This is a genomic window from Thiogranum longum, from assembly GCF_004339085.1.
In the GTDB taxonomy this organism is placed as follows: Bacteria; Pseudomonadota; Gammaproteobacteria; order DSM-19610; family DSM-19610; genus Thiogranum; species Thiogranum longum.
The window spans coordinates 1,777,989-1,790,868 of sequence record NZ_SMFX01000001.1 but is presented as its reverse complement, the minus strand read 5'-3'; the positions used below and the strand labels follow the sequence as shown (position 1 = coordinate 1,790,868).

At 55.9% G+C, this 12,880-nt stretch carries 14 protein-coding genes; all 14 read right to left on the bottom strand.

All coding sequences use genetic code 11. From position 1 onward, the window contains the following. Positions 1-18: 18 nt before the first annotated feature. On the bottom strand, positions 19-318 hold the full coding sequence (locus DFR30_RS08850) for a HesB/IscA family protein (protein ID WP_165869150.1): 300 nt from the start codon (positions 316-318) through the stop codon (positions 19-21). A gap of 37 nt (positions 319-355) precedes the next feature. Beyond that, on the bottom strand, positions 356-1,741 hold the full coding sequence (locus DFR30_RS08845; protein ID WP_132972406.1) for a cobyrinic acid a,c-diamide synthase CobB: 1,386 nt from the start codon (positions 1,739-1,741) through the stop codon (positions 356-358). Positions 1,742-1,932: 191 nt separating this feature from the next. Next, positions 1,933-3,150 carry an NrfD/PsrC family molybdoenzyme membrane anchor subunit gene (gene nrfD, locus DFR30_RS08840; RefSeq protein WP_132972404.1) on the bottom strand — a complete coding sequence of 406 codons (1,218 nt, stop codon included), beginning with the start codon at positions 3,148-3,150 and terminating at the stop codon, positions 1,933-1,935. A gap of 25 nt (positions 3,151-3,175) precedes the next feature. Continuing rightward, positions 3,176-3,943, bottom strand: a complete 768-nt coding sequence (gene dsrO, locus DFR30_RS08835) for a sulfate reduction electron transfer complex DsrMKJOP subunit DsrO (protein ID WP_132972402.1) — start codon at positions 3,941-3,943, stop codon at positions 3,176-3,178. Further along, entirely contained in the window at positions 3,940-4,485 is a 546-nt protein-coding gene (locus tag DFR30_RS08830) for a hypothetical protein (protein ID WP_132972400.1), read from the bottom strand. Before DFR30_RS08830 ends, dsrO begins: the two co-directional genes overlap by 4 nt. A 15-nt stretch (positions 4,486-4,500) precedes the next feature. Continuing rightward, a complete protein-coding gene (locus DFR30_RS08825) occupies positions 4,501-6,447 on the bottom strand; it encodes an NAD(P)-binding protein (RefSeq protein ID WP_132972398.1) in 1,947 nt (648 codons plus the stop codon). Between the two features lie 64 nt (positions 6,448-6,511). After that, positions 6,512-8,056, bottom strand: a complete 1,545-nt coding sequence (dsrK, locus tag DFR30_RS08820; RefSeq protein WP_132972396.1) for a sulfate reduction electron transfer complex DsrMKJOP subunit DsrK — start codon at positions 8,054-8,056, stop codon at positions 6,512-6,514. 22 nt (positions 8,057-8,078) lie between these two features. Further along, entirely contained in the window at positions 8,079-8,816 is a 738-nt protein-coding gene (locus DFR30_RS08815) for a respiratory nitrate reductase subunit gamma (protein ID WP_132972394.1), read from the bottom strand. Positions 8,817-8,898: 82 nt separating this feature from the next. Beyond that, the gene (locus tag DFR30_RS08810; protein WP_132972392.1) at positions 8,899-9,231 is read right to left on the bottom strand and encodes a TusE/DsrC/DsvC family sulfur relay protein; all 333 of its coding nucleotides are present in this window, start codon (positions 9,229-9,231) and stop codon (positions 8,899-8,901) included. 44 nt (positions 9,232-9,275) lie between these two features. Beyond that, complete coding sequence (gene tusB, locus DFR30_RS08805) at positions 9,276-9,584, bottom strand: sulfurtransferase complex subunit TusB (protein WP_132972390.1); 309 nt, start codon at positions 9,582-9,584, stop codon at positions 9,276-9,278. 16 nt (positions 9,585-9,600) lie between these two features. Then, positions 9,601-9,996 carry a sulfurtransferase complex subunit TusC gene (gene tusC / locus DFR30_RS08800; protein ID WP_132972388.1) on the bottom strand — a complete coding sequence of 132 codons (396 nt, stop codon included), beginning with the start codon at positions 9,994-9,996 and terminating at the stop codon, positions 9,601-9,603. A gap of 16 nt (positions 9,997-10,012) precedes the next feature. Further along, complete coding sequence (gene tusD / locus DFR30_RS08795; protein ID WP_132972386.1) at positions 10,013-10,405, bottom strand: sulfurtransferase complex subunit TusD; 393 nt, start codon at positions 10,403-10,405, stop codon at positions 10,013-10,015. 27 nt (positions 10,406-10,432) lie between these two features. Then, a complete protein-coding gene (gene dsrB, locus DFR30_RS08790) occupies positions 10,433-11,503 on the bottom strand; it encodes a dissimilatory-type sulfite reductase subunit beta (RefSeq protein ID WP_132974435.1) in 1,071 nt (356 codons plus the stop codon). A gap of 94 nt (positions 11,504-11,597) precedes the next feature. After that, a complete protein-coding gene (dsrA, locus tag DFR30_RS08785; protein ID WP_132972384.1) occupies positions 11,598-12,845 on the bottom strand; it encodes a dissimilatory-type sulfite reductase subunit alpha in 1,248 nt (415 codons plus the stop codon). Between the last annotated feature and the right edge of the window lie 35 nt (positions 12,846-12,880).

The following is a 12,880-nucleotide window of genomic DNA, read 5'->3' as shown; positions in this document are numbered from 1 at the left end:
TCAGTGGCTGGCGAGGTGTTACTGTTGCGCCGGATCATTGGGGTTGATGAAGATTATCTCTTTGCTGCCATCGAGGTCGACGTAATCGATAATAGCGCCGTTCAACATTTCCAGACTTTGTGGTGCTACGACGATTTTAATACCTTCCGACTCGAAGTTGTGATCATCCTGGCGATTGATATCATCAAAGCCCAGAGCATAGTGGAAACTGCCGTCTTCCCGGCGGGTCACGGCGACACGCAGTGGCATATCTGCCATATTGCCCTGGGACGCGGATTCGCGGATGTGTTCGGCTGCCTCGGGAGTCAAACTGATCATAGTGTAATACCCTTGCTGTCGGTGAATTGATCCAGTGCTAATTGTGCCGTGTTTTGCACGTCTGGATAAAGTGTAAAAAGCGTTCAGTCCAGCGGTTTTTCGAGGTGCTGCGCTGGTGGGTGTAGCAGGCCAGCAGGTTGTGCAGGCGGTAGCCATCGTGTTTCCCGTCAATCCCTGTGCCGCGTAGCACATTGTATTCCCAGTTCGCGGGCGGCTCCAGGTTTTCCAGCCCGGAGTAGTGGAATTCATGGGCGGCTATTTCGTTTTCATCGTCGCTGCCTGCAGGCCAGAGCGGGTTATCGGTTTCCCTGAGTCGTACGTAGCCCCGGCCCTGTGGTCGGGTGTGCATGATCGTATCGCCGGGTACTGCGCCTACCATTTCGCAACGCCGGTCATTCCATGTCAGGCTGCGTGAAAGGTACATCAGGCCGCCACACTCTGCGTACACCGGCAGGCCAGCCTCGATGGCGCGCCGGATTGCTTCGCGGAGCGAGAGGTTGGCTTGCAGTTTCTCCATGCAACTCTCCGGAAAACCGCCGCCGATGAACAGCCCGTCCAGCGGGGGAAGTTCAGCATCACGCAGTGTGTCGATAAAGACCAGTTCAGCACCGGCCTGGGTCATGGCATCCAGGTCGGCCGGGTAATAGAACCCGAAGGCCTCATCTCGCGCGATACCAATGCGCAGCGGTAAGTCGAGGGGTTTGATGGCAAACGGAGAGGCGACGGGCACTGCCGGTAACGGGCTGCATGCTGCCAGCTCCATCAGCCTGTCCAGGTCGACCTGGCGTTCTATGGCATTGCCTATCGACCGTATGTGTTGTTCCGCCGCACCTTCCTCATTGCTTGGAATGAGCCCGAGGTGGCGTTCCAGAATTTCCATGTCGGGATGTCGGGCTACTGCGCCTAGCACCGTGACATCGGTGTAGTTCTCGATAACGGCGCGCAGCTTGGATTCATGACGACTGCCGCCCAGCTGGTTGAGGATGACACCGGCGATGTTGATATCAGGATCGAAGGCCTGGTAGCCGAGTATAAGCGGGGCAATACCACGGGTCATGCCGCGTGCATCGAGTACAAGTACGACCGGGGCGCCAACCAGTTTGGCGAGCGCGGCATTGCTGTTGCTGCCATCAAGATCGAGCCCGTCGTACAGGCCTTTGTTGCCTTCAATAATATTGATGTCGGCAGACTGACCGAACCAGGCGAGAGTATTGCAGATTTCTTCCCGCTGCATGGTGTAGAAATCGAGATTGTGGCAGTTTTTGCCGGCTGCGCGCCCCAGCCACATCGGGTCAATGTAGTCAGGGCCTTTCTTGAACGGTTGCACATCAAGTCCGCGCTGCCGGAGGGCGGCACAAAGGCCAATGGTGATGGTAGTTTTACCGGAGGATTTATGGGCAGCCGAAATCAGGATCTGTGACATGTGAATCCAGGGATGGTCTGAGGTGTCATTGCAGCACTTCACCCCGTAGTGTAGTCACGAATCCGGAAATACTGATTCCGTCATTGCGAGCAACGCGAAGCAACCTCCGACAGTCTGGCACCAGCCCGGGGAGATTGCTTTGCGTTGCTCGCAATGACAGGGGGTGTGGTGGCCAACTGGCCGTATTTTCCCTAGTCAGTTTTCGCCGCATGCGGATCGACAACCGCATCTTCCAGTGTGACCGGAAGGAACTTCAATACCCGCACTGCTATGGTGACCATCAGCAGGGCTGTGGCAATACCGCCAACACCCAGTGTGATTTCCCAGATTGAAGGGCTGTAGCTGCTTACCTGCCCATCAAAGAAACTACTTGTCACTTCGTAACCGGGAAACATCTCCAGCGGGTAGGCCTGTCCGCCAATCAGCAGGACATACAGCTGGGCGAATCCGCCGATTATGACCAGTGCCGCAGCAGTTGCTATGGCCGGGCGGGACTTGCCGATGGTCGGGTGGTAGACCATGGCCAGTGGCAGCAGGCTACCGATCAGGATCTGTACGATCCAGAACAGTTTGGTGTAGATACCGCCATCCATCAGGATAAAGTGCTCTACGCCGTTGTTCTCGGCAGCATACAGGTTGGTCAGGTGGTACACGGCCACAAAATACAGCACTGAGGCGATAAATACGCCGAGCAGGTTCTTGAGGCGGAACAGGACGGCATCGCCCAGCGGGCGTTTGGTCCAGGCATAGGCGGCCATCAGCACCAGGATAAAGACGGCCAGCCCGTAGGCGAAGGACATAATCACGAACATCGGTGCCAGCAGGGCGGCATCGTAGGCCTGGCGTGCGACAAGGAAGCCGAAGATAGAGCCGGTACCGGTTGTCAGTATCAGTCGCCAGATGAAAGCGATAAATCCGGCAGCCGGGTAATACTTGTTCATCTTGCGTTCCATCATGAGCCAGATATAGATGGCTACGACGGCAAGGAACCCGTTATAAAGAATAATGTTCCAGGCAAAGATGGACTTGAAGTTGTAATAGGTCATGGCAATGATCAGGCGATCCGGGTGACCCAGGTCGAGTACCAGGATCATCAGGCCGCCAACCAGCATGGATATGGCCAACAAGGCGGAAAGTCGCCCGAGCGGTTTGTACAGGGTTTTGCCGAATACCGTGCCGATCGAAGCGGGGTTCAGTATCCCGGATGCAGTGACAATCAGGAAAATGGCAAACACGTGCGGCATGCCCCACACAATCTGGTTGGTCATGCCGGTGACATAGTGTCCTTCGTGCTCCATGTACAGTACGGCACCCAGCGCAAGGGCGATCAATGCGCCAAGTCCGCCCAGCAGGATCCAGAAGCCGGTACTCTTGCCTTCAATTTCGCGATATTTCAGCACTTGTTTCATGGGTGATTCGCCAGTTCCGTCAGTGTCAGATGCCGCGGTAGCGGACGCCGGTATTCAGGTTGAGGTCGGCACGGATTTCCTTGCCGCCATACTGTTTCAGTTCACGCGAAATCTCGCTGTTTTCGTCGTAGAGATCGCCGAAGACCATGGCTTTATGCGTTTCGGCATTGCAGGCTTCCACGCACGCCGGAGTGCCGTCTTCGTCAACACGGTGCACACACATTGTGCAGGATTCAACCGTACCCTTGCCGCGGGGCGCCCAGGGTTTCTGATCCTTGAGGTCTTCATGTATAAAACTGCGTGCCTTGTAGGGGCAGGCCATCATGCAGTAGCGACAGCCGATACAGATGTGCTTGTCGACCAGAACGATACCGTCTTCGCGCTTGAATGACGCACCGGTCGGGCATACATCGACACAGGGTGGATTTTCACAGTGCTGGCACATCATCGGCAGGGTGGTAACGTGTTGGGTTGCCTTGTCCTTGATGGTGACCTTGCGAATCCAGTGGGCCTTCTGCTCGGGGCTGGAATGATCTTCTGAAGGATTGGCTGAACCCCAGCCGTTTTCTTCCTCGCAGGCTGTAACACACGCGTTACAGCCGTTACCGCATTTGTTGGCGTCAACCAGAATGCCCCAGCGTTTGTCGTTGCTGACAGGCTGGTCAGCCGGCTTCGCCTGGGCGGGTGTCGTTAGAAATACGCCCGGGGCAATCGCGGCTGCGCCGGCGGCACCACCGGCTTTTGTAATGAACTGACGGCGAGTGGGGTCCATGGGCTTGCTGGTATCACTCATTGAGCTTGATCCTCGTTGGTCAGCAACTGTACTGTTTCACTGGCCAGTTTGCCGGCAAAGGGTTCAGTGGAGTGGTGCGGTGCCAGGCCGGACTGCAGTTTGCGCAGCTTTGATGCGCGGACAGGTACGTCTGAATGACACTGGAAGCAGTCAATCTTGACCGAGGCATAGGTGTGGCAGGTTGCACAGAAATGCCGTTCGTCTTCCACGCGCACGTACTCGCCCTGCTCATCCTTGACGGCGTGACAATTGATGCACTCTTCTAGCGAGTACTGCCGGGTACGGATACCTTCGTGCATGGTTTCGTCACGCTGGTGCAGGATGTACTCCATGTGATTACGGCGCATTTCCGCTTCCGGCGCAACACAACCGGTCTCCTCGCTGAAACGCCGGGCCGGTTCGGTGATAACAAGATCAGAGAAGGGCAGAGGGTCCTTTTCATCCTCGCCTTCATCTTCGTCTGCTGTTGCTGCCAACGGCAACAACAGCAAAGCTCCGATCATCAGCGCAAACAGACGCATCAGCAGTTTGGTCTGACTCATGTCGCGCGACTCCGTTTATTCACCCAGGGCCATGTCAATGTATCCGGTCGGGCAGACATCGGCACAGATATGACAACCCACGCACTTCGCGTAGTCGGTTGCAACATAGCGGCCTATGGTGTGCTCGTCCTTTTTGACACGGTATACAGCGTCCTGCGGACAGTAGATGACACAGTTGTCGCATTCGAAGCACATGCCACAGCTCATGCAGCGGCCAGCCTCGGCGGCAGCAGTTTCGTCGTCAAAGCCCTTGGTGCGTTCTTCGAAGTGATTCAGAACGTGCTCGGAATCCGGCGCATCCTCCTCGCGCAGGTGACGCGGTGTGTACTCGAAATGACCCAGGAACAGTTTGTCAGAGGTGATGACTTCGTTCTTGGAGCGGTCTTCGAAGTTGTGGATCGCGAATTTAGCTTCATTGGTGCCGCGGGTTTCGCCGACCGTATAGGGGGCAGGATCCAGGCCGGCTTCCTTCATCTTGTCCAGCAGGTTGAAGTGGTGCTTGTCGACCTTCGGGCGCTTCTTGAACTCGGCATGCTTCAGGTAGAGATCAATAGATTCGGCAGCAATCGATGCCTGGCCAATGGCAGTAGTCAGCAGGTGCGGACGAACAATGTCGCCAGCAACGAAGTGACCGGGTTTGTTCGGCACCTGGTAGAACTTGTCGGCATCCATCAGGTTGCGTTCGTTGGCGAAATCTTCCAGACCGGCCATGTCGCCGCCCTGGCCAATAGCGGCAACGATAAGATCGGTTTCGACAACATATTCCTTGCCGCCCTCGACCTTGACCGGGCCATTGTTTTCCCACTTGCAGTCAACCAGCTTAAGCGCGGTTGCACGGCCATCGCTGTTGCGAATGATTTCGACCGGCATGACTTCATTCATGAGTACCACGCCTTCACGGACAGCGTCATTTACCTCGTGCTCGGCGGCTGTCATCTGGTCGCGCGGGAACAGGGCGGTCAGGGTGACGTTGTCACAGGCCTTGCGCAGTGAGGGATCAATGTCACCGTGCTTGATCTTTCCGGTGACGGCATCTTCAGGGTTCTCGTTGTAATCCTTAAGCGTGCCGATGCGGCGAGATACGGAAACCACGTCGATAGAGGTATCACCACCACCAACACAGATCACCTTGTTCGCGGTGTACTTCATATCGCCTTTATTGAACTCTTCAAGGAAGTCCACGGCGCTGACACAGTTCGGGGTTTCATCCCAGCCTTCCAGCGGCAGCGGGCGACCGACCTTGCAGCCCAGGGCCCATAGAATGGCGTCGTATTCTTTTTCCAGGTCTTCGACGGATACATCGCGGCCGACGCGTGTGTTGGCCTTGAATTCGACATCACCCATTTCGAGGATACGGCCGATTTCCCGATCCAGTTCGGCGCGCGGAATACGGTAATTGGGGATACCGTAGCGCATCATGCCGCCGAGTTCGGCGTGATCGTCGATAATGGTCGAGGCAATGCCACGTCGACGCAACTGGTAGGCCGCAGCCATACCGGCCGGTCCACCACCGATGATCGCAACCTTTTTGCCGGTGAGGGCAGGGGTTTCCTCGAATTTGAAACCGCCCTTGAAGGCTTCATCACCGATGTACTGTTCGACAGCATTGATGCCGACAAAGTCTTCCACGTCGTTGCGGTTGCAGCCGTCCTGGCACGGTGCCGGACAGACGCGACCCATTACGCCCGGGAAGGGGTTGGCATCGGTTGAGCGGCGGAAGGCATATTCCTGCATGCTGATGCCTTCCGGCGGTGTTTCCAGTCCGCGTACGATATCCAGCCAGCCACGAATGTCCTCACCGGACGGGCAGCTGCCCTGGCACGGCGGCGTACGGTGTACGTATGTCGGACACTTGTGCGAATGATCACCTTCAAAAATCGCGTCATTCCAGCGGTCCCACTTGCTGTCACCTTCTTCATACTTGCGAAACGTTAATTTCTTGTCGTCGCGAGAAGTAGCCATGCCTGTTCTCCTGTTATCTGAATCCGTTCAGGATTCAATGTTGCAATACGATGTTGTGTTCGGTTTATGCGGTTTCGGCCTCGCCGTTTTCATCGGCGGTGCCGTCGAGTTCCGCTTCCTGCTCGGAACCTTTCAATACAATAGCGTTACTGACCAGCTGGTGGACACTGACAATCTGATCCATGCTGAATCCGAAGTAGGGCAGTGTCTTGGCAAACTGGCTCTTGCAAATAGCGCAAATGGCCGCGAGGTTGGTCACGCCATGTTCCTCGGTCACTTGCTTGAGCGCCTGCATGCGCGGCATTGCGCCCTTGACACGAATCTCCATCAGGTCATCGGTCAACAGACCGCCGCCGCCGCCGCAACAGAAGGTTGCGTCGTGAATGGTGTCGTCGTCCATGTCATAGTAATTGTTGCAGGATGCCTTGATGACTGCGCGCGGTATAACAAACTGACCGCCTTCAAAACCACCCATGCCGGCGCCGCGGGCGACGTTGCATGAGTCGTGGAAGGTGAGTGTCATGTGATCGTTCTCGGCCTTGTTCATCCGCAACTTGTTCTCATTGAGCAGGTCATAGGTGAACTCGCAGATGTGTTGAGGAATCGGGTACTTCTGGTCAAGGAAGTCGAACGGACCGGCCAGTGTATTCAGGAAACTGTAGGCCACGCGCCAGGCGTGTCCGCACTCACCGAAAATGATGCGCTTGACGCCCAGGTCCAGGGCAGCCTTGCGAATGCGCAATGCCAGCTTGCGCATATTATCGTAGCTGCCGATGAACATACCGAAATTGGCTGCTTCACTGGCCTCTGAACTCAGGGTCCAGGAAACACCGGCTTCGTGGAAGACCTTTGCATAGCCCATCAGTCCATCGACATGGGGTTCGGCAAAGAAGTCGGCCGACGGGGTGATCAGCAGGATGTCTGCGCCCTTTTCATCAAGCGGCAGGCGGACTTTCACGCCTGTTTCGTCTTCGATATCTTCTTCCAGACCTTCCAGTGTGTCGGCCAGTGCAGGTTGAGGCAGACCAAGGTTATTGCCGATCTTGTAAACCTTGGCAATGATCTCGTTACAGTACTTCTGACCTTTACCGACTTCATCCATGATTTCGCGGGCAGCCATGGAGATTTCAGCGGTATCGATACCGTAAGGGCAGAACACCGAGCAGCGTCGGCACTGTGAGCACTGGTGGAAGTAGCTGTACCAGTCGTCCAGGACTTCTTCGGTCAGATCGGTCGCGCCAACCAGTTTCGGAAAATACTTGCCGGCGAATGTGAAGTAGCGGCGGTATACCTTGCGCAGCAGTTCCTGGCGTGCAACCGGCATGTTGTTGGCATCGGTTGTACCGAGATAATAGTGGCACTTGTCTGTGCAGGCGCCGCAGTGAACACAGGTATCCAGGAAGACTCTCAGTGAGCGGTACTTGCCCAGCAGATCACCCATTTTATCAATGGCGACTTCCTTCCAGTTATCGACCAGCTCTGCAGGAAAGCCAAGGTCAGTCTGGTGGTCCGGCTTGGCGGTAAAAGGTGCCAGATGATTGGTCACGTTTTCCCGCGGTTCGGGGACTTCCAGGTATTCTTTCAGTTCAGGTACGTCGAAATCAGCCACGCTTCAAATCCTCCGGTCCGGTTTACCGTTCGCCCGCTTCCAGTTCCTTCGCCCAGTCAGCGATGTGACGCTGCTCGCGGGAACTGTCGGTCTGGTTTCGGGTTGGGCTGAAGAAAACGCCCGGCGCATGTAACAGTTTGCTGATCGGGAAAATGATCATCAGCGTTGCAACCAGTCCAAGGTGGACCAGCAGCAGCGGATCGGTTGGCAGGGATTGCGGTGAGAAGTGCAGCATTCCCAGGAAAAAGGCCTTGACCGAAATAATATCAGTGTGCACGAGGAAGCTCATGCCAATGCCACTCATGGCGATGCCAACCAGCAGGGCCAGCATCAGGTGATCGGACGGCGTAGAGATATAACGAATACGTGCGACCAGAAAGCGACGTGCCCACAGGCCCAGCAGGCCGGCCAGCATTGCAAAGGCGGCATATTTGCCAAAGGGCTGCACCCAGTTCACCCAGAACCAGACCGGTTCGGTGAAATAACGCAGGTGGCGCAGCAGCACCAGCAGCATGCCGAAGTGGAACAGAATACCGAACAGCCAAATCCACTTGTTGGAGCGAAACAGGCTTTCAAAGAAAGCTACTTCACGGAACATGCGCAAGGCAACACCCGTCTCCGTGCGCGGAGCCGGCATGGTCGGAATTTTCAGAGGAGCGGGCGTCTGCGCGTAGGTTTTAATGCGCAGGACCAGACCAACTACCAGGAACACAGTCGCAAAGTAGAAGAGTCCGACATACAGGGCCGAAACTAAGGACACGCTCACTCTCCTCCGTCAGGAAATTCTATAAAACGTGGGGGAGATCATCTCCCCCACGATCAACAACGTCGTCAGCCGGGGCCTAGACGCAACCGGTCGGCTTGGGCAGACCGGCGTATTTGCAGGCCTGTTTGGCAGGACCGTACGGGAACAGTTCGTACAGGTACTTGCTGTTACCTTTGTCCTTGCCCAGTTTCTTGCCAATTGCCTTGGTCAGCACGCGAACGGCCGGGGCGATCTGGTATTCTTCATAGTACTCACGCAGGAAGTTGATGACTTCCCAGTGCGCGTCAGTCAGTTCGTTGCCTTCTTCCTTTGCCATGGCAGTGGCAACATCAGGTTCCCACTGGTTCAGATCTGCCAGGTAACCTTCTTCGTCGGTCTCAAAGACCTTGCCATTCACTTCGATAGACATTGTTGCTCTCCTCGTTTGCAGCAGTAGTGCAAATCAATTGCGGTTTATAACCAGGACTGTACCTTGTCGTATTCTGTGACAAGGTCCACGAATCCGCCGTAGTCGACAACTTCAAGGCCATCGATAACGTGGTGTTCGGACATGCCGCGGGCGGCGATATCCGGGCCAAGCACGTAGATCTTGTGATCTGCCAGTGCGGCCTTGACCTTTTCAGCGACAACTGTGCCGTCAAAGGCAGCGTAGACGCCATCCTCGATCAGCAGAACACCTGCGCCCTTGACGGCATGACGCAGGGCGGTGTCCAGTGTGCGGCGCTCAAAAGGCGATTTGTTTACCGTATGTAGCATTGGCATAGTGATTCTCTCCGTATCAGAAGCTCAGGATGACTTCCTGTTCTTCCATCAGTTCGGCCAGCTGGTCGTTATTAACCACCTGAACCGGTACGACCAGGTCGTCTGTGGTCAGACCGCGGGATTCCAGCGATTCTTTTTCCACATACAGTTTCTCGACATCGTAACCTTCGAGGGCACGGTAGGTCGGAGAGAAGTTCTTGACGCCGATAGCTCCGGTGTCCTGCCCCTTCTTGATCTGATAAACACCGTCATCCATAAATACGAGCGTAACGTCCTGCTCGAATGCGGCGGCGATCAGTACAACTTCCAGCGACTCCAGGGCATAAATTGTGCCGTAGGGTGCGCGACGGTTGACATACATGAACTTGCGGACGGGTCCGTCAAGCTCGTCGTCTTCCCATGGTTCAGACATAATTCTGTTTCCTCAATTAGTCGCCAAAGATGACCATTCGGTCAGACTGGATACCGGCTTCGATGAGCTGACCAAGACCTGAAATACGGAAACCGTCGGCCATATTGTGGCCTTCTTTTCCCTGACGCTTGGCCTCGTTCTCATCGAGAATGCCGCGGCGTTGTGCCGCTGCGATACAGATAACCAGGTCCAGATTGTGTTCCTTGGCCATCTCGGTCCACTGTTCGGTGATATTACGGTCGTCCTGCGGGGGAACCGCGTAACGTGTGCCGTTATTCACACCGTCGTGGTAAAAGAACACGCGAAAGATCTCGTGTCCTTTTGCCAGTACTGCCTTGGTGAACTGGATGGCCGTATCAGCAGACTGGTGCTGATACGGACCTTCATTGACCAGTACGGATATTTTCATTCATCTACTCCGGAATCAGGCCGTTTCTTAGAAACGGATGTGTGTAGATGCGTTCAGGCTGGCGCGTGCGCCACGCCAGTTGTCCACATGGTACTTGGTGAACGGCAGTCCTGTGACTTCAAAGAACCGTGGCCAGCCGATACGCTCAACCCATTCGTTGATACGTTCCCAGTCCTTCGCACCGGCCTTGTATTCCTTGAGAATACGCTTGACGATGGCGGTTGCTTCAGGCCAGCGCGGCGGGTTGTTCGGGATACCGGACGCGACCAGCTTCTGGAAGGTCGGCTTGCCACGTGCATTGGAGTGGTTACCACCAATCCAGACGGCCAGCTTGGAGTGCTCGGCGTCATTGATCTGCATCGGCGGGCAGGGCGGGAAGCAGGCGCCGCAGCAGATGCATTTTTTCTCGTCGACTTCCAGCGAAGGCTTGCCGTTAACCATGGCCGGACGAATCGCAGCAACCGGGCAACGTGCCACAACGGAAGGACGCTCACAGACGTTGGAGACCAGGTTGTGATCGATCTTCGGCGGCTTGGTGTGCTGAACGTTGATGGCGATATCGCCCTGGCCACCACAGTTGATCTGGCAGCAGGAAGTGGTGATATGCACACGGTTCGGCATGTTCCAGGCAGTGAACTCACCGATCAGCTCATCCATCATGGACTTCACAACGCCGGAAGCGTCGGTGCCCGGGATGTCGCAGTGCAACCAGCCCTGGGTGTGGGACAGTGAAGTGACGGAGTTCTTGGTACCGCCGACAACAAAACCGGCATCGGTCAGTGCCTTGACCAGCGGCTCGACCTTGGCGGCGTCGTCAACAATGTATTCGATGTTGGAACGGATGGTGAAGCGGATGTAGCCGTCAGCGAATTTGTCACCGATGTCGCACAGGGTGCGCAGGGTGAACACGTCGAGAATACGCTGGGTGCCGGCCTTGACGGTGTAGACCTCGTCGCCATTGTTGGCAACGTGACGGAGTACGCCGGGTTGCGGATCATCGTGGAATTTCCACTGACCGAAATTTCTGCGCATCGTGGGATGCATGTACTGGAAACCATCGGGACAACCGGATTCGATCGGTTCCCTCATGTCTGCCATTGCCATGTGATTCTCCTAAACTTGTCTGTGCTGTCAGGACAGGCCCGGATCTGTTCCGGGCCTGAATTCAACGTTTTAAATCAGCCGGTGGTGCTCAGGCTTCAGCCTGACGCTGGAACCACTTCTCGGCTTCCTCATCCCATCCATCCATACGGACATAGGAGGACTGACGCGGGTTGTTGACCATGTGCGGGTCAACCTCTACGTCGATACCTTCAAGGAAGTTAACCAGGCCGATACGCTCGATCATTTCACCGCAGCGTTCGTGTTCCAGTCCGTTCTCTGCCCAGAAATCGATGATTTCTTCGGCCATCTCAACCAGAGACTCGTAGTCTTCCTCGGTTTCCAGCTTCTTGAACGGAACCACCACGGTACCCATCAGATCGCCGATCTTCAGGGTGCGCTTGCCGCCGATAAGGATAGTGACACCCCGGTCATCGCCAGGCGTCAGTGCCTTGGGCATGACGTTCAGGCAGTGCATGCAGCGTACGCAGTTGTGGTTGTCAACGGTGAGTGTGTCGTCGTCATTCAGTGTCAGCGCCTGTGTCGGGCAACGGCTGATAACGTTGTCCATCAGGTATTCACGACCCTTCTTGGCAACGTAACCCTTGATCTCTTCCTGGTCGACCTTCATGTCGTCGCGCCAGGTACCGATCACGGCAAAGTCAGAGCGTTCGATGGAGTTCTGGCAGTCATTCGGGCAACCGGAAACCTTGAACTTGAACTTGTAGGGCAGGGCCGGGCGGTGAACGTCATCGGTGAAGTTGTTTACCAGGTGACGGTGTGTCGCGTGCTCGTTGGTGCAGGACATTTCGCAACGGGCCGCGCCGACGCAGGACATTGCCGTACGTACGCAAGGACCGGCGCCGCCGAGATCCCAGCCGTACTCGTTGATTTCATCAAAGAAGTGCTGGGTGTTTTCAGTTGTAGTGCCGATAAACATGATGTTACCGGTCTGACCGTGGAAGGTCTGCAGGCCTGAGCCCCATTTCTCCCAGCTGTCAGCCAGCTTGCGCATGCTTTCGGTGGTGTAGTAATTGGCCGGTGTCGGCTGAACACGCAAGGTGTGGAATTCTCTGGATTCGGGGAAAGCATCGCCGACTTCCGAGAAGCGCGGGATGATGCCGCCGCCATAACCGAACACGGAAACGGTGCCGCCTTTCCAGTAACCCTTGCGGGTTTCGTAGGAGTGCTCCAGCTGACCGAGCAGCGAGTTGGTCACTTTACGAATACGTTCGTCCGGGTGATCGTCACGCAGTCGCTTGATGCCGGAAATAAAGCTCGGCCAGGGGCCGTTCTCCAGTTCGTCGAGCATGGGCGTTGGATAATGCTTGTCAGCCATGGCCGTCTCCTTCCTGTTGTATGTGTCGTGGCGTA

What these genes read in the sequence shown, in the direction of transcription:
- DFR30_RS08850 (WP_165869150.1), bottom strand. Translation starts at nt 318, where the DNA reads ATGATCAGTTTGACTCCCGAGGCAGCCGAACACATCCGCGAATCCGCG.
- DFR30_RS08845 (WP_132972406.1), bottom strand. Translation starts at nt 1,741, where the DNA reads ATGTCACAGATCCTGATTTCGGCTGCCCATAAATCCTCCGGTAAAACT.
- nrfD (WP_132972404.1), bottom strand. Translation starts at nt 3,150, where the DNA reads ATGAAACAAGTGCTGAAATATCGCGAAATTGAAGGCAAGAGTACCGGC.
- dsrO (WP_132972402.1), bottom strand. Translation starts at nt 3,943, where the DNA reads ATGAGTGATACCAGCAAGCCCATGGACCCCACTCGCCGTCAGTTCATT.
- DFR30_RS08830 (WP_132972400.1), bottom strand. Translation starts at nt 4,485, where the DNA reads ATGAGTCAGACCAAACTGCTGATGCGTCTGTTTGCGCTGATGATCGGA.
- DFR30_RS08825 (WP_132972398.1), bottom strand. Translation starts at nt 6,447, where the DNA reads ATGGCTACTTCTCGCGACGACAAGAAATTAACGTTTCGCAAGTATGAA.
- DFR30_RS08810 (WP_132972392.1), bottom strand. Translation starts at nt 9,231, where the DNA reads ATGTCTATCGAAGTGAATGGCAAGGTCTTTGAGACCGACGAAGAAGGT.
- tusB (WP_132972390.1), bottom strand. Translation starts at nt 9,584, where the DNA reads ATGCCAATGCTACATACGGTAAACAAATCGCCTTTTGAGCGCCGCACA.
- tusC (WP_132972388.1), bottom strand. Translation starts at nt 9,996, where the DNA reads ATGTCTGAACCATGGGAAGACGACGAGCTTGACGGACCCGTCCGCAAG.
- tusD (WP_132972386.1), bottom strand. Translation starts at nt 10,405, where the DNA reads ATGAAAATATCCGTACTGGTCAATGAAGGTCCGTATCAGCACCAGTCT.
- dsrB (WP_132974435.1), bottom strand. Translation starts at nt 11,503, where the DNA reads ATGGCAGACATGAGGGAACCGATCGAATCCGGTTGTCCCGATGGTTTC.
- dsrA (WP_132972384.1), bottom strand. Translation starts at nt 12,845, where the DNA reads ATGGCTGACAAGCATTATCCAACGCCCATGCTCGACGAACTGGAGAAC.